General features: G+C 69.6%; 17 protein-coding genes. 9 read left to right on the top strand and 8 right to left on the bottom strand.

Annotated features, from left to right (window positions below):
• Window positions 1–58: 58 nt before the first annotated feature.
• The gene (locus ACFQ7F_RS37940; protein ID WP_383281225.1) at window positions 59–586 is read right to left on the bottom strand and encodes a TerD family protein; all 528 of its coding nucleotides are present in this window, start codon (window positions 584–586) and stop codon (window positions 59–61) included.
• Between the two features lie 182 nt (window positions 587–768).
• On the opposite strand from ACFQ7F_RS37940, the gene ACFQ7F_RS37935 reads away from it, so the two are divergent.
• The 5 genes from ACFQ7F_RS37935 to ACFQ7F_RS37915 all read left to right on the top strand — a co-directional run bounded on the left by ACFQ7F_RS37935 (window position 769) and on the right by ACFQ7F_RS37915 (window position 5,846).
• Entirely contained in the window at window positions 769–1,602 is an 834-nt protein-coding gene (locus tag ACFQ7F_RS37935) for an arylamine N-acetyltransferase (protein ID WP_383281222.1), read from the top strand.
• Between the two features lie 34 nt (window positions 1,603–1,636).
• Window positions 1,637–2,242 carry a YdbC family protein gene (locus ACFQ7F_RS37930; RefSeq protein WP_383281220.1) on the top strand — a complete coding sequence of 202 codons (606 nt, stop codon included), beginning with the start codon at window positions 1,637–1,639 and terminating at the stop codon, window positions 2,240–2,242.
• Between the two features lie 128 nt (window positions 2,243–2,370).
• A complete protein-coding gene (locus ACFQ7F_RS37925; RefSeq protein WP_383281217.1) occupies window positions 2,371–3,030 on the top strand; it encodes a histidine phosphatase family protein in 660 nt (219 codons plus the stop codon).
• Window positions 3,031–3,042: 12 nt separating this feature from the next.
• Window positions 3,043–3,951 (top strand): ADP-ribosylglycohydrolase family protein, encoded by a 909-nt coding sequence (locus tag ACFQ7F_RS37920; RefSeq protein WP_383281214.1) that lies wholly within the window; start codon window positions 3,043–3,045, stop codon window positions 3,949–3,951.
• A 173-nt stretch (window positions 3,952–4,124) separates the two neighbouring features.
• The gene (locus tag ACFQ7F_RS37915) at window positions 4,125–5,846 is read left to right on the top strand and encodes a DUF4153 domain-containing protein (protein WP_383281228.1); all 1,722 of its coding nucleotides are present in this window, start codon (window positions 4,125–4,127) and stop codon (window positions 5,844–5,846) included.
• 93 nt (window positions 5,847–5,939) lie between these two features.
• Here the strand turns inward: ACFQ7F_RS37915 and ACFQ7F_RS37910 are convergent, their stop codons facing one another.
• Complete coding sequence (locus tag ACFQ7F_RS37910; protein ID WP_383281211.1) at window positions 5,940–7,496, bottom strand: MFS transporter; 1,557 nt, start codon at window positions 7,494–7,496, stop codon at window positions 5,940–5,942.
• Between the two features lie 125 nt (window positions 7,497–7,621).
• Between ACFQ7F_RS37910 and ACFQ7F_RS37905 the strand changes: the two genes are divergently transcribed.
• The 3 genes from ACFQ7F_RS37905 (at window position 7,622) to ACFQ7F_RS37895 (ending at window position 9,737) form a co-directional block, all read left to right on the top strand.
• Entirely contained in the window at window positions 7,622–8,236 is a 615-nt protein-coding gene (locus ACFQ7F_RS37905) for a TetR/AcrR family transcriptional regulator (protein ID WP_383281208.1), read from the top strand.
• Between the two features lie 47 nt (window positions 8,237–8,283).
• Window positions 8,284–8,985: a ribonuclease HII gene (locus ACFQ7F_RS37900; RefSeq protein WP_383281203.1), complete on the top strand. Its 702-nt coding sequence runs from the start codon at window positions 8,284–8,286 to the stop codon at window positions 8,983–8,985.
• A 77-nt stretch (window positions 8,986–9,062) separates the two neighbouring features.
• Entirely contained in the window at window positions 9,063–9,737 is a 675-nt protein-coding gene (locus ACFQ7F_RS37895) for a hypothetical protein (RefSeq protein ID WP_383281200.1), read from the top strand.
• Between the two features lie 208 nt (window positions 9,738–9,945).
• Here ACFQ7F_RS37895 and ACFQ7F_RS37890 read toward each other — a convergent pair whose 3' ends face one another.
• The gene (locus tag ACFQ7F_RS37890) at window positions 9,946–10,584 is read right to left on the bottom strand and encodes a hypothetical protein (protein WP_383281197.1); all 639 of its coding nucleotides are present in this window, start codon (window positions 10,582–10,584) and stop codon (window positions 9,946–9,948) included.
• A gap of 345 nt (window positions 10,585–10,929) precedes the next feature.
• On the opposite strand from ACFQ7F_RS37890, the gene ACFQ7F_RS37885 reads away from it, so the two are divergent.
• A complete protein-coding gene (locus ACFQ7F_RS37885; RefSeq protein WP_383281194.1) occupies window positions 10,930–13,089 on the top strand; it encodes a DEAD/DEAH box helicase in 2,160 nt (719 codons plus the stop codon).
• Between the two features lie 22 nt (window positions 13,090–13,111).
• Here the strand turns inward: ACFQ7F_RS37885 and ACFQ7F_RS37880 are convergent, their stop codons facing one another.
• The 5 genes from ACFQ7F_RS37880 to lanKC form a co-directional block, all read right to left on the bottom strand.
• Window positions 13,112–14,887: an ABC transporter ATP-binding protein gene (locus ACFQ7F_RS37880; protein WP_383281191.1), complete on the bottom strand. Its 1,776-nt coding sequence runs from the start codon at window positions 14,885–14,887 to the stop codon at window positions 13,112–13,114.
• Window positions 14,884–16,632, bottom strand: a complete 1,749-nt coding sequence (locus ACFQ7F_RS37875) for an ATP-binding cassette domain-containing protein (RefSeq protein ID WP_383281188.1) — start codon at window positions 16,630–16,632, stop codon at window positions 14,884–14,886. The genes ACFQ7F_RS37880 and ACFQ7F_RS37875 overlap by 4 nt, the downstream gene beginning before the upstream one ends.
• 156 nt (window positions 16,633–16,788) lie before the next feature.
• The gene (locus ACFQ7F_RS37870) at window positions 16,789–16,899 is read right to left on the bottom strand and encodes a SapB/AmfS family lanthipeptide (RefSeq protein WP_363030662.1); all 111 of its coding nucleotides are present in this window, start codon (window positions 16,897–16,899) and stop codon (window positions 16,789–16,791) included.
• Window positions 16,900–16,963: 64 nt separating this feature from the next.
• Window positions 16,964–17,074, bottom strand: coding sequence for a SapB/AmfS family lanthipeptide (locus ACFQ7F_RS37865; RefSeq protein ID WP_383281184.1), 111 nt, complete (start codon window positions 17,072–17,074; stop codon window positions 16,964–16,966).
• Window positions 17,075–17,159: 85 nt separating this feature from the next.
• Window positions 17,160–19,769 (bottom strand): class III lanthionine synthetase LanKC, encoded by a 2,610-nt coding sequence (gene lanKC / locus ACFQ7F_RS37860; RefSeq protein ID WP_383281181.1) that lies wholly within the window; start codon window positions 19,767–19,769, stop codon window positions 17,160–17,162.
• Between the last annotated feature and the right edge of the window lie 75 nt (window positions 19,770–19,844).

Here is a 19,844-nt window from a genome sequence, read left to right as displayed (position 1 = left end):
CCACCGCCCTTGGCGTTTCTCGTGCCGCGAAGACCCGGGGCTGTCTCTGAGCGCCTCCTCAGATCTCGCTCCCCATCACCGCCGCGAAAGACGTCGGGTCGGCGTCGAACCCGCGGATGAGCTCGCGGAAGGACCATGAGCCCGACTCGCTCCGGGTGAACTCGGCGATCGTCGCGGCCGTGTGCCCGGAGACCGTGGAGAGGTCGCTCTCCGCGAGGTCGGTGTGTCCCGTGCGGATGCGCACCGCGGTGTTCGGGATGTCGCCGAACACCTTCTCCCCCTCGTGAGGCTGTATGGCCACACCGACCACCACGCGCGCGTACGTGGCCGCGAGCCGGTCGAGCTCCAGGGTCATGACCTCGTCGAAGCCGAAGCCCTGACCTGTCTTGCTGTCCCTGTTGAGGGTGATGGTCCCGTCGGGGGCGCGGCTGTCGAAGTGCACCAGGTACACCGGGCTGTCGTACGGAGCGTCCGCCAAGTAGGTCGCGGCGATGATGTCGAGATCATTCGGCGGCGAACCGACAGGGCTCGGATCCCATTTGAGCCCCACCTCGACCTTCTTGATCCCCTTGCTGACACTGCTCACAGAGCTTCCCCTCCTCGTGTCCCGGCTGACACGGACGCACCAGGCATGTCCGCACGGCGCGTCCTACAGACACGCTACGGCGTATGACTGGTATCGCTGAAGTTTCCTGGCCGGTGCGGCTGTTGGACTGCCGCGGGCATTCCTGGTGGCGTGCGTACGCGGGCGCGTAGATCATTGATCCCATGACATGGAACGGGGAAGAACTGGACATCGATGCCTACTTGGCCAGGGTCGGTCACGAAGGAGAGGTGAAGCCCGACTTCGACACGCTCCGTGCGCTCCACCGGGCGCATGTGGCCTCGATCCCTTTCGAGAACCTGGAGATGATGCTCGGCCGGCCCGTACCGCTGGATCTGGCGGCGCTGCAGGACAAGCTGGTGCGGCAGCGCAGGGGCGGCTACTGCTACGAGCAGAACCTTCTGCTGGCTGCGGCTCTGGAACGGATCGGCTTCGCCGTCACGGGACTCGGCGCGCGGGTCAGGGTGGGTGCCTCGTCGCGTCGCGCGGTGACGCACATGCTCCTGAAGGTCGAGGCGGACGGACGGCAGTGGCACTGTGACGTCGGTTTCGGCGCCGAAGGGCTGCTCGAACCGATCCCCATGGGGGACAAGGACGACGTACGACAGGACGTGCGACAAGGAGAGTGGCGGTTCGGGATCGTCCCGGAAGTAGACGGCGCACGGGTGTTGCGGACCGAGCACGCGGACGGCTGGTTCGATCTCTATGAATACACGCTGGAAGAACGCCTTCCCGTCGACTACGTAGTGATGAACCACTACACATCGACCCACCCCAGGTCGTCGTTCATCCGCCGCCCCGTGATCCAGAGGGCCGCTCCGGATGCGCGCCGCACCTTGGTCGGTGAGCACCTGACGGTGACGCGACCGGACGGCACATCGGACGAACGCGACGTATCCGCCGATGAGTTGAGCGAGGTTCTCGCCCGGGAGTTCGATATTGAACTGACCGCCGATGACTGCGCCGAGCTGATCCGGGCGCACTACGCCGGAGCGTGACCCGGGCCACGCTCGGCGGCCTTACGATGGCGCGGTGCTGGTCAAGTGGATTCGCTGCACCGTGGTGGACCGACGGGGGTTCGAGCGGGGGCAGCGAAAGTGGGCGGGGCTTCTGGGGGAGCCGGGGTTCCGGGGACAGGGTGGAGGGTGGAGCCGAGAGCGGCCGGGTGTGGCGCATGTCTTCGCCTTCTGGGAGAGCCGGGCTTTCTACGACTCCTTCATGGCGCGTTCCCATGACCGGCTCGCCGCCGCGCAGTCAGGCACCTTCAAGGACATCCAGAGCAAACTCTTCGACCACCGTTTCGACGTGAAGACGGGCTTCGAGCCGCGCTTCGCGGACGCCGACGTGGTGCGGGTGCTGCACTGCCGGGTCCGTGAGGCGCGGGTTGAGCACTTCGCGCTGATGCAGGAGAAGGTCTGGAACCCGGCGATGGCGGGCTCTCCCGGGATGGTGCGCGGGCTTTTCGGCGAGGCGCCCGGGCACGAGTTCCTCGTCCTCTCGATGTGGCTGTCGGCCGCCGAGCACGGTAAGTACCGCAGGGAACGGGTGGAACGCCTCTCGCTGCGCGCCCAGACTGAAGCCGACGTAGCGGCGCTGGCCGGTGACATCGTGGAACTGGAGCCGTCGTGGACGGTGTGACGTCGCCCAGGGTGACCTGCCGCGGCGCTGGTACGGGTGGCGGTGCGGGTGGTGGCCGTATACGCCGGATGGAGCTCGGACGGCCGACCGGTTGGGCCGCCCGGCAGGGGTCGATCTAGGGTTTCCGTATGGCACGTCCGCGGCGCATCTTCCTTGTCCGGCACGGCGAGTCGGCCGGAAACGCCGACGACACCGTGTACGAACGCGAACCCGACCACGCGTTGGCGCTCACCGAGAAGGGGTGGCGGCAGGCGGACGAGACGGGCGAGCAGCTGCGGGACGCCGTCGGCCTGGAGCGGGTGAGTGTGTACGTCTCGCCCTATCGCCGGACCCATGAGACCTTCCGGGCCATGCGGCTCGACCCCGACCTCGTGCGGGTGCGCGAGGAGCCGCGGCTGCGGGAACAGGACTGGGGAAACTGGCAGGACAGGGACGACGTCCGGCTCCAGAAGGCGTACCGCGACGCGTACGGACACTTCTTCTACCGGTTCGCCCAGGGAGAGTCGGGGGCCGACGTGTACGACAGGGTGGGCGCGTTCCTGGAGAGCCTGTACCGGAGCTTCGAGGCTCCGGATCATCCGCCGAACGTCCTCCTTGTCACCCATGGCCTGACCATGCGCCTTTTCTGCATGCGCTGGTTCCACTGGTCGGTGGCGGATTTCGAGTCGCTGTCCAACCCCGGGAACGGCGAGATGCGGACGCTGGTGCTCGGCGACGACGGCAAGTACACACTCGACCGCCCATTCGAACGCTGGCGCGAACCCGAACCGTACGGCGTCACCGGATAGAGTGGCAGGGCGATGACCGCTGACTCCTCTCCCGACCGGCGCCTGGCCCGCGCTCTGGCCAGCCTGCGTGGACTGGCGGTGGGGGACGCGCTGGGCTCTCAGTTTTTCGTGCCCGCGAACTACCCGCTGCTGAAGCGCCGGGAAGCGCCCCCAGGCCCTTGGCAGTGGACCGACGACACCGAGATGGCCTGCTCCGTGCTCGCGGTTCTGGTCCGCCACGACCGGATCGACCAGGACGCGCTCGCCCTGTCCTTCGCCGAGCACCATGACTTCGACCGCGGCTACGGCCCTGCCGTGAACCGGCTGCTCAGGCAGGTCCGGGAGGGCGGGGACTGGCGGGAGCTGGCCTCCGCGCTGTTCAAGGGGCAGGGCTCCTGGGGGAACGGCGCGGCCATGCGGATCGCGCCGCTCGGCGCCTGGTACGCGGACGATCCGGAGCAGGCGACGCACCAGGCGGAGATCTCCGCCTACCCCACCCATCAGCACCGTGAGGCGGTCGTGGGAGCCATGGCGGTGGCCGCCGCCGCGGCACTGGCCGCTGCCCCCGACGGGCCGCCCGCGCCGAAGGCGCTGCTCGACGGCGTCATCGACCTCGTGCCCCGCAGTGCCGTGGGAGCGGGGCTCCGCCGGGCGCGGGACATGCTCGACTACGGGGACGCGGCGACGGTGGCCGCGGTCCTCGGCTGCGGCCGCCGTACGACGGCTCATGACACGGTGCCCTTCGCCCTGTGGTCGGCCGCCCGCGGCCTCGGTGCCTACGAGCGGGCCATCTGGTCCACCGCCCAGGTGGGCGGCGACATGGACACGACCTGCGCCATCGTGGGCGGAGTGGTTGCTTCCGGTGAGGGCGGTGCGCCCTTGGCGCAGTGGCTGGAGCGGACCGAGGCGTTGCCCGGCTGGGTGCAGGTCGCAGCGGGCTGACTTCGGGGTTCCGGATTTCGCTCTCCGGCTTCCGGGGTTTTCGGTGTTCCCGTGTTCCGGTGTGACTGTCACGGTCATGCCACAGCCCGGCCGATACGGGGGCGGTCGTCGGCCTCGCGGCTACTCTTTCCGGCAGGCCGCGAGTTGATCATGACTTGCGTGTCCTCAACGAGATGCCGGTCGCCCGGCGGCCCCGCCACGCGTGCGTGCCGTCTGCTGCACGTGCGGACCGGCCGGGAGGGGGTCCCGTGTCCGATACACCGTCTACACCGTCCACGCCCGAGCTGTCAGACAGCGGCAGCGGCGGCAGCGAGAAGGAGAGCGAGGGGCCGGAGGACGCCGTGCCCGGCCCTCGCGCCGCGGAGGCGAGCTCAGGGCCACCTACCGACTGGGCGTACCCGGCGGGCCCTGCGGGCAAGCCCGAGCCGTTCCTGGCCGATCTGCGGGCCGAGCCGCCCGCTCCGGTCCGGACGGGAACGCTCGGCGCGGTGCTCGCCACCGGCCTGCTGAGCATGGTGCTGCTCGGCGACGGGCTCGCGCTCAATCTGCTGATCGTCGCCGTGCCGGCCGCGCTCGCCGCGTACTTCGCCGCCGAACAGGCCGGTCGCAGGCCGCGCCCCTGGACGCTGGTGTGGGCGATCGCCGGCCTTGGGCTCCTTGCCGTGCCCGCCCTGCGGGACGCAGGTTGGCCCTCGTTCCTCGCCATCGTCTCGGCGGTCGCGCTCGGCTCGCTCGCCCTGCACGGCTGCCGCACCTGGCCCGGCGTCCTGCTCGGCCCGCTCGGGCTCTTCGACGCGGTGCTCTCCGGCCTGGGCTGGGGCTGGCGTGGGGTGCGGGGCCGCGCGAGCGGGTCACGGAGCGGCCCCGTGCTGCGGGCGGTCGCGGTGACCGCCGTGCTGCTGCTGGTGTTCGGCGCGCTGTTCGCCGGGGCCGACGCCGCCTTCGCGGGGCTGCTCGGCGATCTGATGCCCGACGCCTCCGTCGCCGAGGGGCCGTGGCGCGTACTGCTCTTCGCGGCCGGTGTCGTCGGAGCGCTCGCCGCGGCGCACACGGCCGCCGCGCCCGTGCACTGGGACCGACTTGTCGTGGGTCCTGGCCGGGAGCGGGGCCGCATGGAGTGGGCGCTGCCGCTGATCGTCCTGAACCTGCTGTTCGCGGCGTTCAACGTGGTCCAGCTTGCCGTGCTCTTCGGTGGCTATGACGCGGTCCTCGAGAAGACCGACCTCTCGTACGCCGCGTATGCGCGCCAGGGCTTCTGGCAGCTGCTGCTCGCCACGCTGCTCACCCTGGTCGTCATCGTCCTGGCCCTGCGCTGGGCGCCGCGTGACGGCTCACGCGACCGCGGTCTGGTGCGGGCCGTGCTCGGTACGCTCTGCGCCCTCACGCTCGTCGTCGTGGCGTCGGCGGTGCGGCGCATGGACATGTACGTCGACGCCTACGGCCTGACCCGGCTGAGGGTCTCGGTCGTGGCCGTGGAGCTCTGGCTTGGCGTGATCATCGTGTTGATCATGGCGGCCGGGGTGTGGGGTGCCCGCTGGCTGCCGCGCGCCGTCGCCGCGAGCGCCGCGGCCGGTGTGCTGGCCTTCGGGATCCTTTCGCCCGACGGGCTCATCGCCGAGCGCAATGTCCAGCGCTACGAGGACACCGGGAAGTTCGACCTGGAGTACGCGCGCGGGCTGTCCGCCGATGCCGCACCGGCCATCGACGGGCTGCCGGAGCCGCTGCGCTCCTGCGCCCTTGAGGGCATCGCGAACGGCCTCGGGTCCGAGCGCGGCCCTTGGTACGCCACCAGCCTCGGCGAGGCGCGGGCCAGGGACATCATCGAGGAACGGCCGCCGGAGGCCACCCAGGCGGGTTGCGAGGATTCCGGTGGCCGGGAGACCTCGTACCGCTGAGGCGCGCTCCGGCGGGCCTGCGGTCTCGTGAAACCGCAAGCCCGCCGGAGCGGACGGCTCGCCGGACCGGACGGCCCGGCACGTACGCCCCCGTCAGCCGCCCGCGGGCCCCGCCGCACTTGCCGTACCGGACAGTGCGTCCAGGTCGCTCTTGCGCACCCTGACAAGGACCACGGCGGTGACCAGGGCGAGCAGGGCCATGGCGACGGCCGGTATGAAGGCCGTCGAGATCCCCTGGGACAGCACTTCGTGTCCCCAGGGAGCAGGCAGCTCACCGGTCTTGGCGAAGGCGGCCTTCTGTTCCGGCGACGCGTTCGCCATGAAGTCCGCCATCTGTTCCTTGCCCTCGTTCCGGCTCGCCGTGCCGAACACCGTGGTCAGGATGGAGAGGCCGAGTGAACCGCCCACCTGCTGCGTCGCGTTGAGCAGGCCCGATGCCGCGCCCGCCTCGTGTGGGGCCACTCCGGAGACGGCCGTCAATGTAAGGGTCACGAAGTTCAGACCCATACCGAACCCGAACACCAGCATCGGGCCGAGTACCCCGCTCACGTACGAACTGTCCGGGCCGATGAGGGTCAGCCAGCCGAGCCCGAGGGCCACGAGGGCCGAGCCCGTCACCATGAACGGCTTCGGGCCGAGGACCGGAAGCAGCCGTTGGGAGATGCCCGCGCCCGCCACGATCGCGACCGTGATCGGCAGGAAGGCGAGGCCCGCCTCGATCGGTGTGTAGCCCAGTACGTTCTGGACGAAGAGCACGATGAAGAAGAACATGCCGAACATCGCCGCGGCCAGGCTCAGCATGATCACGTACGAGCCCGAGCGGTTGCGGTCCGCGAACATCTTCAGCGGAGTGATCGGTTCCTTCGCCCGGCTCTCGATCAAGGCGAAGGCGAGGAGCAGGACGATTGCCGCGCCGAACGACCCCAGGGTGACGCTGTCGCGCCAGCCGTCCTCGGCCGCCCGGATGAATCCGTAGACCAGGGAGGCCATGCCGAGGGTCGACGTGAGGGCGCCCGCGATGTCGAAACGGCCCGGATGGCGCTCGGACTCGTTGATGTAGAGCGGGGCGAGGAAGGCGATGAGGATGCCGATGGGTACGTTCACGAACAGCACCCAGCGCCAGTCGAGCCACTCCGTCAGCATGCCGCCGGCCAGCAGACCGATGGCGCCGCCGCCCGCGGAGACGGCCGCGAAGACGCCGAACGCGCGGTTGCGCTCGGGACCTTCGGGGAAAGTCGTGGTGATGAGTGCCAGGGAGGTGGGCGATGCGATCGCGCCGCCTACGCCCTGCAGGGCGCGCGCGGCGAGCAACTGCCAGGGTTCCTGGGCGAATCCGCCCAGAAGCGACGCGAGGGTGAAGACCAGGATGCCGGTCATGAAGACCCGGCGGCGGCCAAGGATGTCACCGGCGCGGCCACCGAGAAGCAGCAGTCCGCCGAAAGTGAGCGTGTATGCGCTGACGACCCAAGTGAGGTCAGTGGTGGAGAATTTGAGTGCGTCCTGAATGTGCGGGAGCGCGATGTTCACAATCGTCGCATCGAGGACCACCATGAGTTGGCAGGCCGCGATGACGGTCAGGGCGATTCCGGGCCGGCCCGCTCGGCGAGCGGCACCGGGCTGCTGATCTTTGGCTAACTGAGAGGTTGTCACTATGGGTCCCCCACAAGAGCGTTAGTGAACGTTGCCGTTCACTGTCCCGTCAACGGTAGTGACTCCCCATCAGTGAACGCAACCGTTCACTGACACTGCCTCGAATGTGCAACGGAGAGATATCGATGGTTACTTCGCGCTGGAGCGCCGCTTCCGCTCAGACGGCCTCCCCGCGCCGACGGGGCCCTGTGCTGGAACGGGCGATCCTCGAGGCCGCGCTGGAGCAGCTCAGCACCGTCGGCTGGAGCGGCCTGACGATGGAGGGTGTGGCCGCGGGCGCGCAGACCGGCAAGGCCGCGGTCTACCGTCGGTGGCCCTCCAAGGAAGACCTCGTCGTGGACGCGCTGCAGGCCGGGCTTCCGAAACTCGACTCCGCACCTGACTGCGGAGCAGTCAGGGAAGACCTCCTTCAGCTGTGCCGGCAGATGCGTGAGGCGATGTTCTCGCGGCCCGGATTCGCTCTCCGGGCCGTGCTTCACGAGTGCGACACGGTGACGGCCGAGCGGTTCCATGAAGTGATCTTCGAGGGCGTCGTCGAGCCGAGCGTGGAGCTGATCAAAGAGGTCGTACGCCGTGGAGTCGAGCGCGGAGAGGTGCGCGCCGAGGCCATGGACCCTTACGTCTGCGACGTCATTCCGGCGATGATGATGTATCGCTCCAAGGTGTGCGGGAGCGAATGGAGTGACGAGGAGTTCGCTGAATTGATCGACCAGGTCATGGTTCCGCTGCTCTGTCGGTAGACCTGGGTGTCGCGGGTGACATCCGGCGGCGTACGCTGTCTGGCGCCATGCCGTACGAACCTCCCACCCACACCGTCGAGCGCTCCCTTCGCGCTACCACCGGAGCGAAGATCGTTGCCGGCGTCGACGAAGTCGGGCGCGGCGCGTGGGCGGGACCGGTCACCGTCTGTGCGGCGATCACCGGACTGCGCAGGCCGCCCGAAGGGCTCACCGACTCCAAGCTGATCAGTCCCAAGCGGCGCACCACGCTCGCCGGGGAGCTGGAGAGCTGGGTGACGGCGTATGCCCTGGGGCACTCCTCGCCCGAGGAGATCGATGGCATGGGGATGACCGCCGCGCTGCGGCTCGCCGCGGTGCGCGCCCTGGAGGCGCTGCCGGTGCGTCCGGAAGCGGTGATTCTCGATGGGAAGCACGACTATCTCGGGATTCCCTGGCGGGTTCGTACGGTGATCAAGGGCGATCAATCCTGTGTGGCCGTCGCCGCGGCGTCGGTGATCGCCAAGGTTCGGCGCGACAAAATGATGGCCGAACTGGGTATCGAACATGCAGACTTCGGTTTTGCGGCCAACGCCGGCTATCCGTCGCCGGTGCACAAGGCCGCGCTGGCGGAGCGGGGGCCCACCCCGTACCACCGGATGTCGTGGGCGTATCTTGATGCGCTGCCCCAGTGGCGGCACCTCAAGAAGGCCCGCAGCTGGGCGGATGGAAGCGTTCCGGAAATCGAGGGCCAGCTCGGCTTCGACTTCTGACACTTCCGGCAGTTCAACTCGCACTCATGTGCCACCCGCCGATGCCACTCGCATCGGTGTTTGATAAATAACAACGCATGCCTCTCAGTCCCGAGGAGCCTCAGATTCACGAGAGTGCCCAGGGTCCCCGCGTGACCCCGGCCAGTGGCCGCATCACGCCGACCCCCCGCCCCGTACCCGGCCCGCGTCCCGCGGCTGTGCCGCGTCCTGGCCGACCGGGCCCCGCCCGGCCGACGCAGCCGGCGCAGCGCGCGTCGCATGAGCCGGCCGCCAAGCCCGGGCCGTCCGCCCCGGCTGCTTCCGCACCGTCCGCCGTCTCCGCCGGTTCCCCTGCGGGCTCCGTCGCGGATGCCGGTGCTTCGGTTCCGCAGATCCAGCTGATCCCTGCTTCCGTCGAGGGGGCGCTCGACGCCGCCGAGGAAGCCGTCGACCTGCTGCTCGACTCCGGTCGTGCTCCGGGTGAGGTCCTGGTGGTCACCACCGGCGACCCGCACCCGTGGGCCACGCACGAGCTGTCGTTCGGCGATGTCTCCTACTGGGCCCAGCACGACGCGGGCGACGACGTCTTCTACGCCGACGCCGCCGCCCTGGACCGTGCCGTGTCCCGCCCCGTGGTCGTCGTCGCCATCAACGGCGGCAGCGAGGAGATCGCGGTCGGCGCCCTGCCGACGGCGCTCACCCGGGCCGGAACCCTGCTGATCGTCTGCGGTGACCCGCAGCGGATCAACGCGATGCTGGGCGCGGGCGTCTGACGTTCACTGTCTGACACCTGCGCGCCGTGTCCTGGCTTCGACCGCACCTGAGTCGAAGCGGGTGGACGGTGTCGGGGGTGGTCGGTGACCGTCCGAGGCATGGCCGGGTGAGCTTCGAGCTGTGTGCGTCGCGTTCCGCGCGACGCGGGCGGCGGCGCGCTCCGGTCCATGCCTGTGGCCCGCCCGGCGCGGCGGGTCGAAGGCCGCTTCAGCGTGCCGCCGCCCGGCGCAGGACGTCGGACGCGGCGCCGCCGGTGCGTGCTGGCGGCGGATCGGTGTCGGCGAAGGCCTCGGGGCGTGAGCCGGAACTCGGCCGACGGCCGCCACGGCCCTCGCCGAGCACCTGCCAGCCGTCACGGGTCAGTGTGATGTAGGCACCGCACCGCAACCCGTGCAGCGTGCAGGCGTCCCGCAGCCCCCACATCCACGCCCCGTCCTCCTGCGTCCAACGCGCGTCACCGTCACGGCAGTAGAGCAGGACGGCGGTGCGCACCGGGGTGCGGCGCCGCAGGTCGTGCGGGATGACCCGACGCAACTGCGCCAGCAGCGCGTTACGGAACACCCAGCCGTCCGCCGCGCTCGGCCGCCGGGTGAACGAAGCGCTCGCCCGGAGCCGTTCCTCCGGATCGAGCACAGCGATGACGGCTGTCTCCGGCGTCGGACGATGCCGGGCGTGCAGGCCGCTGACGACCTCACGCGGATTGCGCAGCAGGGGAATTCCCGCGGCTGACCACTCCGCGGGCTCGAGCATCCGGGCCAGTCGGTTGGTGGAATCGGCGGACATCTGGGCCGACGTCGAAGACTCCGACATCGATGCCGCAGCGAACGGAGCGAATCCGAAGGTCACGGTCCTCCCTTCGGCTACGCGCCCATAGGGCGGGGTCGGGCTGGGGAGCGCACCGCGGCACAGCCCTGCCGGACCACGGGGAGGCGCGCGGGGAGCAGTACCAATTGTTCCCGTCGTACTGCCTTGCGGCAACGAGCAATTGGGTCCGCCGACCAGTATCTGGTGATGCGCCGCCTATATCCCTGCCCACGACGCCCCGCATCGACGCTTGAGTCAGCCTTGCACGGCCAGGACCAGCGGAAGGCGGCCGATCTCGGTCCGCACGTGGCAGGTACAGCTGTCATGAGCGGACCGCCGTGTCGGGTGGATTCGCTGATTGTCAGTGGGATCGGGTTGCATGGGGGGATGGACAACCTGGAGCTCCGCGCTGAAGCCGATGCCATCCTCGCTGAGCTCGTCGGTGACCCCGGGGGTCCGGCGCGGCTGCGGGAGGATCAGTGGCAGGCGGTGTCGGCTCTGGTGGAGGATCGCCGGCGAGCGCTGGTGGTGCAGCGCACCGGCTGGGGCAAGTCGGCGGTGTACTTCGTCGCCACCGCTCTGCTGCGCCGCCGGGGGGCCGGCCCGACGGTGATCATCTCGCCGTTGCTGGCGCTGATGCGCAACCAGGTCGAGGCGGCGGCGCGGGCCGGGATCCAGGCGCGGACGATCAACTCGGCCAACCCGGAAGAGTGGGACACCATCTACGGGGAGGTCGAGCGCAGCGAGACCGACGTTCTCCTCGTCAGTCCGGAACGCCTCAATTCCGTGGACTTCCGCGATCAAGTCCTGCCCAAGCTTGCGGCCACGACCGGCCTGCTCGTGGTTGATGAGGCGCACTGCATCTCCGACTGGGGCCACGACTTCCGGCCCGACTACCGGCGGCTCCGCACGATGCTGGCGGAGCTGCCGGCGGGCGTGCCGGTCCTGGCCACTACAGCGACCGCCAACTCGCGGGTGACCGCGGATGTGGCCGAGCAACTGGGCACAGGGAGTGGGGACGCCCTGGTGCTGCGGGGACCGCTCGACAGGGAGAGCCTGCGGCTGGGGGTGCTGGAGCTGCCGGATGCGGCGCACCGGCTGGCGTGGCTGGGGGACCGGCTGGGGGATCTGCCGGGTTCAGGGATCATTTACACGCTGACGGTGGCGGCGGCGGAGGAGATCGCGGCGTTCTTGCGGCAGCGTGGGTATCCGGTGGATTCCTACACGGGGAAGACAGAGAACGCCGACCGGTTGCAGGCGGAGGAGGATCTGCTGGCGAACCGGGTGAAGGCGTTGGTTGCCACGTCCGCGCTGGGGATGGGCTTCGACAAGCCGGACCTGGGGTTCGTGGTGCACCTGGGCTCGCCGTCGTCTCCCACCGCTTACTACCAGCAGGTGGGGCGTGCGGGGCGTGGTGTGGACCACGCGGATGTGCTGCTCCTTCCGGGGCGCGAGGACGAGGCGATCTGGGCGTACTTCGCCTCGGTGGGCTTCCCGCCCGAGGAGCAGGTCCGGCGCACCCTCGACGTGCTTGCCCAGGCAGGTCGTCCGCTGTCGCTGCCGGCGCTGGAGCCGTTGGTGGATCTTCGGCGCTCGCGCCTGGAGGCGATGCTGAAGGTGCTGGACGTGGACGGGGCGGTCAAGCGTGTGAAGGGCGGCTGGACCGCGACAGGGCAGCCGTGGGCGTACGACGCCGAGCGGTACGCCTGGGTCGCGAAACAGCGCGCGGCGGAGCAGCAGGCCATGCGGGACTACGTGGCGACCACGGGGTGCCGGATGGAGTTCTTGCAGCGGCAACTGGACGACGAGAAGGCGGCCCCGTGCGGCAGGTGCGACAACTGCGCCGGACCGTGGCTCGAGACGGCCGTCTCTCCCGCGGTCCTCGCGACGGCGGCAGGCGAACTGGACCGTCCGGGGGTGGAGGTCGAGCCTCGCAAGATGTGGCCGACAGGGCTCGCCGCGGTCGGCTTGGACCTCAAGGGCCGAATCCCCGTGGGTCAGCAGGCGGTCACCGGGCGAGCGTTGGGCAGGCTGTCGGACATCGGCTGGGGCAACCGCCTGCGTCCGCTCCTGGCGGAGCAAGCCGCGGACGGACCGGTCCCGGACGATGTGCTGGCCGCCGTCGTGACGGTGATCGCCGACTGGGCGCGCTCGCCGGGCGGCTGGGCCGGCAATGCCCCTGATGCGATGGCTCGGCCGGTGGGGATCGTCGCCATGCCTTCCCGAACCCGCCCGCAGCTGGTCGCCTCACTGGCTGAAGGCGTGGCCCGGGTCGGCCGACTTCCGCTGCTGGGCAGCCTGGCATACACCCCGCAGGCGGATGAGTACGCGGGGCGCCGCAGCAACTCCGCCCAGCGACTGCGCGCCCTGGCCGACTCGTTCACCGTGCCTGCCGAGCTCACCGCCGCACTGGCCGCCACGCCCGGACCGGTGCTGCTCATCGACGACTACACCGACTCCGGCTGGACTCTGGCGGTTGGCGCACGACTCCTGCGCCAGGGCGGTGCCGACCAGGTTCTCCCGCTCGTCCTCGCCCTGGCCGGGTAGGTCGCAACGTCCGGTGGGCGGCTCAGTTCCACGGAGTTGTGCCGCTCGGGGACCACAAGCCGACGAGATCGCGGTAGAGACTCGATTCCGCGAGCATGTGGTCGTGGCTTCCCGTGCGCGGGGCGCCCCCGTCCATGACCATCACCCGGTCCGCGGCCCGCGCCGAGCTGATCCGGTGAGCGACGACGATCAGGGTGCCGGGGCGTTCCCGCATGACGCTCTCGGCGCGGGCCTCCGTCGCCGGGTCCAGGTGGCACGTCGCCTCGTCCAGGACGGTCAGCCGGGCCGGTGAGAGGTACGCACGTGCCAGGGCGATCAACTGACGCTCGCCGGAGGAGAGCTGCGTCGGCTGGACGGGCCCGTCATAGCCACCCGCCTCGGACACCAGGCGGTCGAGGCCGAATGCCCTGACCGCCTGGTCCAGCAGGCGGTCATCCCCAGGGCCGTCCGTCAGGTAGCGGAGGTTCTCCCGGAGCGTCCCCGTGAATACGTACGCCTCCTGGGGCAAGTAGGCCCGTAGCAAGGCCTGTTGGTGAGGTGTGAGGCTCTTGAGGCTGACGCCGTCCAGACGGACCTGGCCGTGCGTGGGGCTGTTGGTACCGGCGAGCAAGGAGGCCAGCGTCGACTTGCCGATGCCGCTGGGGCCGACGATCGCGATGTGCTCCCCGGGGTACACGCGAAGGTCGATACCGCTGAGGACCTCGTTCGTGCCCCCGCCGTAGGAGAAGGACACCGAATCCAGGGCCACCGCGACACCCGCGGTCTCCTTCCCGGCTCCCGTGCGTGGGTCGGGGACGGCAGGCGGGCGTGCGGTGCCACGGTCGGCCTCCGGCTGCGATTCCTGGTCCTTGAGCAGGCGGCCGAGCGTGACGAACAGCCTGATGCCGATGGTGCCCATTCCCTGGATCAGCGCTTGCACCGCCGGGCGAAGATTCTGCGCGATGTAGGTCAGCACGCCGAGCACCGCGCCCGCGCTCATCGCGCCGGCGCCCCATCGGACCCAGAGCAGCACCAGGACGAGAGGCAGCCAGCCCCCCACGCCGAGGGCGATCGTGCGCAGCGCTGTGAGGCGGGCGAGTGCGATCTCGGCCTGCGCGTTCTCCCGCGCCGCGTCGTCGACCCGTCGCAGCGCGGGCTCCTCCAAGCCGTACGCGGTGATGTCGCGCAGACCGGCGGAGAGCCGCCAGGCTTCGTGGGCCAGGGACTCGATCGCCACGATGCTGCGTACCTGAGCGCGGACCACACCGCGCAGGGAGACGACGTAGCAGCTGACCCCGAGGGCTACAGGGGCGAAGATCAGCAGGGCCGCCGTGGGCTCAAGCGTGAGGGTGCCGATGCAGACGCCGATGAAGGAGAAAGCGAATCGGCACACCACGGCCAGCAGACTGCCGGCCGCCTCACGCACGATTTCGACCTGGCGGGTGAGTCGCGCGACACCCGACCGGTCCTGCTGCATGCGGCTGCCCGTCAGCGCGCGCCGCAGGGCGGTCTCGACGGTGCGGGTCACCAGTGTGTCCCGCAGCGGTTCGACGATCACCGCGGTGGTCAGTAGCACCCCGCGAGCCCCGAACGCGCCCACGGCCGAAGCCAGGGCGAGGACAGCCAGCCAGACGATCCCGACGAGCGGCTCACCGGCCAGGAATCCCTGGTCGACCGCCGAGGCCACGGCGCGACCCGCGAGGAAGGAGGGCAGCGACTCCACACCGGCCCACAGCAGGAATCGGATCAACGTGCCGCGGTCGCCGCGCAGTCGTCGCCTCAGGAACACCCCGGCCGCGCGACTGCCGGAGCCTGTCATCGCCCGGCTCCTGCTGCGTCCGGAGCCGCGCCGGACTCTGCCCGCTGCTGGAACACGGCCCGATAGCCGGGCAGATCCCACAGGCCGCTGTGTGTGCCGACCGCCCGGACCCGGCCGGCTTCCAGCCAGACCACGGTGTCGGCACGGGCCGCGCTTGAGGCGCGGTGGGCGACCATCACACGGGTGGCCCCCGAGGTGTCAGTGGCCAACGCCCGGTCGATCTCGTGTTCCGTGGCCATGTCCAGGCTCGACGTGGCGTCGTCGAGCAGCACGAGCCGTGCGGGCCGTACGAAGGCCCGGGCCAGACCTATCCGCTGCATTTCTCCGCCGGACAGGACCACGGACTCGACATCGGTCCGGTAGCCGTTCGGCATCCTCTCGATGAAGGACGCGGCACGGGCGAGTCCGGCGGCACGGGCCACATCGTCGGGCGTGGCGTGCGGCGCACCGGCGGAGATGGTGTCCGCGATGTCCACACCGATCAACTCGGGCCGCTCGAAAGCGAAGACGACGCAGCGGCGCAGAGCCGCTCTGGACAGCCGGCGTACCGGCACACCGTCCAGGAGCACCTCACCCTGGTCGGGATCGAGGAGACGGCCCATCAGTGCGGCCACCGTCGACTTGCCCGAACCCGACTGTCCGACCAGGGCCAGCAGCTCGCCGGGCTGTACGGAGATGTCGATGCCGGACAGGAGGGTACGGCCGTCACGTCGTACGGTCGTCCCCTTGAGTTCGACGCCCGCGCCTGTCACCGCAGCCGCCCCTGTCGGCTCCGGCAGGGTCGAGTCGCCGTACTCCATGGGCGGCAGCGCCGCGTATGTGTGCAGCTGCTCCGCTCCTGCCCGGGCCCGGGCCAGTTGGTTGACGAAGAGCAGGGACATGCCGAGGCCGGTTCCCATGGCCGCGTACTCCGAGACGGCAAGCAGCTGTCCCGCGGAGATGCGCCCGCGTCCGAGTGCGAGGCCTGCGGTGGCCAGGACCGCGACATGCAGGAGAGGGAAGAGCACGTTTCCCTGGGCGGCGGTCCTGGCCTGCAGTCGCCAGAGCGCGTCCCCGCTGCGACGCAGCCTGGGCAGCGGTTCCACGATGCGTGCCACCTCCCGCTCCAGGGTGTGGGACGCGGCGATGGTGCGGGCTCCTCCGAGCGCTTCCGCGAGGCGGCTCGAAACCGTGCTCTGCTCCTCCAGGTAGCGGGAGATCAAGCGTGAGCTGTCGGTGGCGAACGACCTGAGGCACCAGGCGACGACGGGCAGTCCGCAGCTGAAGACGAGCCCGACCCAGACATCCGTCCGCCAGAGCATGATCAAGCTGACCAGTGCGGGAAGCAGGGAAAGCGCCAACCACACCGCGGCGTTGCTCCCCATGGCTGCCGCGCTCGCGCCTTCCAGCAGCTGGGCCGCGAAGCCGCCGGGCCCCCGGGTCGTCCGTGCGTGGGGCCCCGCGCCCACGAGCCGGGCGGTGGCCGACCGCCGGAGGAAGAGCGCGGAACGCGCCTGCACCACGCCCGCCGTGTAGTCGCTGTATGCCTCGCAGGCCACGTAGATGACGACCAGTGCCCCGCACACCCCCAGCCACCGGGTGAAATCGTCACCGCCGACGAGACCGTCGACTGTCTCGCCCAGCACGGCCGGCAGCGTGAGCTGCGCGGCGGCGCTCACACAACCGGTGAGGAGGAGCACGGTCGTGCCGCCTGCCTGCGCCCGTGCCGCGGTGCGTATCAGTCGTGTTCCCGTACCACCCGTCACCCGTCTTCCCCCTCACTCTCACTCGCGCGGATCGCCGAGGCCGTGGGCCGGCCCTGGACGCGGCCAGCGCCTCGGGGGACTCTGAGTCTCCCCGAGGCGCTGCCGGACGACCGGGTGACGGTCATGGAATGCCGCTCACCCGGACGGACAACTCGATCAGTTGCAGCCCACCCAGCTGTGGCTGGAGCAAGCCAGGCTGTTCGAGCTGCCCAGCGGCTGCGCGGACGTGTCCGGCAGCTCGAGGCCCTGCAGGTCGAGGATCGCCATTGGTTTTCCCTCCTCTCGGTTCATCTCGTCGTCACGGCCGGTGCGGCCGCGACTGACGCGGGGTTCAGTTGCAGAAGATGTAGCTGGAGTTGCTGCAGTTCCTGCTGTTGCCGCTCATGGGCGCCATGTCGTCGCCCTCAGGCAGCTCCAGTCCCTGGAGGTCGAGCAGTGCCATCGGATTCACCTCCCTTCGGCTGATCGGTCGGTGGGAACCCGCCCATCGGGTGGGCGGGAGTTTCGGGGCCCTGCCTGCTGCCGGTCTAAGGCGCGGTGGCGAGGAGGGGCAGTCCGGGGTGGTCGTGGCCCAGTGCCACTGCCAGGGCGGTGAGCACGCCCGCGGTGCCGGTGGCCAGGTCCATGGACAGGCGCATGAGCATCTCGCCGGGGAAGGCGAGGCCGCCCTCGTAGGACAGGGCATGCAGGTTGAGGAGGCCGAGCTGGTTGTCGAGATCGTCTCGGCTCCGCTCGCCGGGCCGCGTCCTGTTGCGTTCGGCGAGGTACAGGATGATCCCCGCCCGCCCGTTGAACAGGTCGGACTGCACGTAGAACTGGGACGAGGCGGCTTCCGCGATGGCGTCCGATGCCGCGACCAGCCGGTCGTCCCGGTCGTGCCGCAGGTACTGGTCCAGTACGAGACCGATGCCGACGCTTCCTGTCGCGAGGTACGGCATGGTGCGCCACCCCTCGTTCACCTGCATCATCCCGTTGTCGCGGGTGACACAACGGCGGAGGTCCTGCTCAAGGGCCTTGCGTGCCAGCGCGAGTAACGAGGCGTCGCCGGTGCTCTCGTACAGACGCAGGAAGAAGAGGGCGGGGCCGGACGAGCCGCGCATCAGCCCCGCGTAGGGGAGCCCGCCACCGCTGGTGGTGGCGACGGAGTCGACCGTTCCGAGGCGGGCGTCGATGAGCTCGGCGGCGTGCAGTGCGGCCTGCAGATACTCCGTGTCGCCCGTCCGCCGACCGAAGGCCAGGAGGTTGAGCCCGATGCCGGCGAGACCGCCTTTGAGGTCGGTGCCGAGGAGGTCCCACTTCTCTTTGAGGCACAGAGCGACGAGGTCGCGTGCGGAGTCCTCATGACCGAGCCTCAACAGGGCGTGGGCCACCCCGTGCATGCCGTCGTACAGGCCCAGCCGGTCCTGCGGCCTCGGCTCCAGGGCTCGGCGTGCGAGCCATGTCTCGTACTCCTGCGGGTAGTCGACCCCCGCGTCGGACAGTGCGAGGAGCACTCCGGCGGCACCGTGCGCGAGGTTCAGCGCTCCGGTGTGGAACTGCTCGATGTCACCGGGAAACAGTCTGTCGTCGCGTGCGGGGGTCGCGCTGCGGAGGATGGCCCGGCCGAGCGCGTCACGCAGTTGCGTCCAGTCGGCTGGATCGGCGGTGATTCGCGGTATCCGGTCCAGCTCTGACCTTGCCGCAGGCGTGGACGCCGCCGTCGGTTTCCGGCCGGTTCGGGTTCCTGTGATTCTCTCGACGGCCTCCTCCAGATAGCCGTCCGGCAGGGAGAACACCCGCCGAATCTGTTCCGTGAAGTGGTGCGCCTTCCCGAAGTCGTGCCGCAGCAAGGTGGTGAGCGGCATGAACAGCGAGAGCCGGAGACAGCCGAGGGCATAGTGGTCGTGGTCGAATCCGACGCGGTCGGCGGGTGCGGCGAACGCGGGGTTCACCAGGCTGGGCTTGGTTCCCTGCGCCGCGTCCGACGACACTTCGTAGTCGATCAGCGAGACTTTGCCGTCCTCGCCCACGAGGATGTTGAACGGGTGCAGATCTCCGAAGACGATGCCGCGTCCGTGGATCTGGGCGACGGTGGCTTCGATCTGCCGGGAGACGCCGAGAGCCCATTGCGTGTACCGGGCTGCTTCAGCGGCATCGGTCCCACGTTCGTTGAGCGGGTAGCGCAGAGCGAAGGTCTTGCTGAGTGTCTCCCCTTCGATGAACTCCTGCACGAGGAAGTGGTGGCCGCCCCACTCGAAGTAGTCGATGAGTTCGGGCACTCCCTCGATGCCCTTGAGGCGCTCCAGGATCTCCCTCTCGTGCTGGAGTCGTTCCACGGCATCAGCGGAGTCCATGGTGAGGCCGGCGTGGGGGCGTGCCTCTTTGAGGATCACCTTGCGTCCGCTCTCACGGTGCCGCGCTTCGTACAGGCCGCCCCCGTTGGAGAAGTGCACGGCGCGCTCGATGGTGTAGGCGATGGCGTCCGTCGTACCGCCCTTGCGCGCCTCGATGTGTGGCATGAAGAACTCGGGCACGGTGACCCACGCGGGCACGTGGAAGACCGGGTCGCGACGGTCCGGCACCAGGGTTCCCCGGTCGTTCTCGATGGCCCCGACCAGCGCACCGGTATCCGATATGCAGTGCCGCTCGATGAAGCCCCCATAACGCACGTACAGGGGGCCGTTCCCCCAGCGCAGATCACTGAGGATGTACGGCCCTTGTTCGCCGTCGAGCTCGACGGCGAGCTCCTCCAGAGTGGTGCGCAGGATTCGCTCGTCCAGTGGGTATATCGTGATGAACTTTCCACTGGAGCCGCGGTCCGAGTACTTGAGGTTCCTATTCCGTAGAATATGTCGCCCGGACAGGTATTTGAAGGATATGTCACGGGGCAGGCAGTAGTCGTAAACGGCTTTCAGGATCGAGTCTGCGTTGTCACCGTGTGCCGAGACGTGGACTTTCCATCCCTGCATCGGGAGCTGTTGCTCGGGCGGGTTGCAGACAGTCCAGTCCTCCTTTGCGAACTTACTCCACCCGGTGGGTAGTTCGGTGGAGTCCGCGGGGAAGGAGAGCTTTTCGAGTTCTTCGGCGGTTGCCTTCTGGTCCGGCAGGTCGTAGAAATAGCGGTCCGCTAGGCAGTAGACGTCATAGCGCTTGTCCACTATTCCTCCTCGAGTCTCCCGGGTTGTTGCGCCGACAGGAATATCTTCGGCCAGGGAGTGGGTGCCGAACAAGCG

Origin of the sequence: Streptomyces sp. NPDC056486 (assembly GCF_042795295.1) — a bacterium.
In the GTDB taxonomy this organism is placed as follows: Bacteria; Actinomycetota; Actinomycetes; order Streptomycetales; family Streptomycetaceae; genus Streptomyces.
This window is presented reverse-complemented; position numbering and strand designations above follow the sequence as displayed.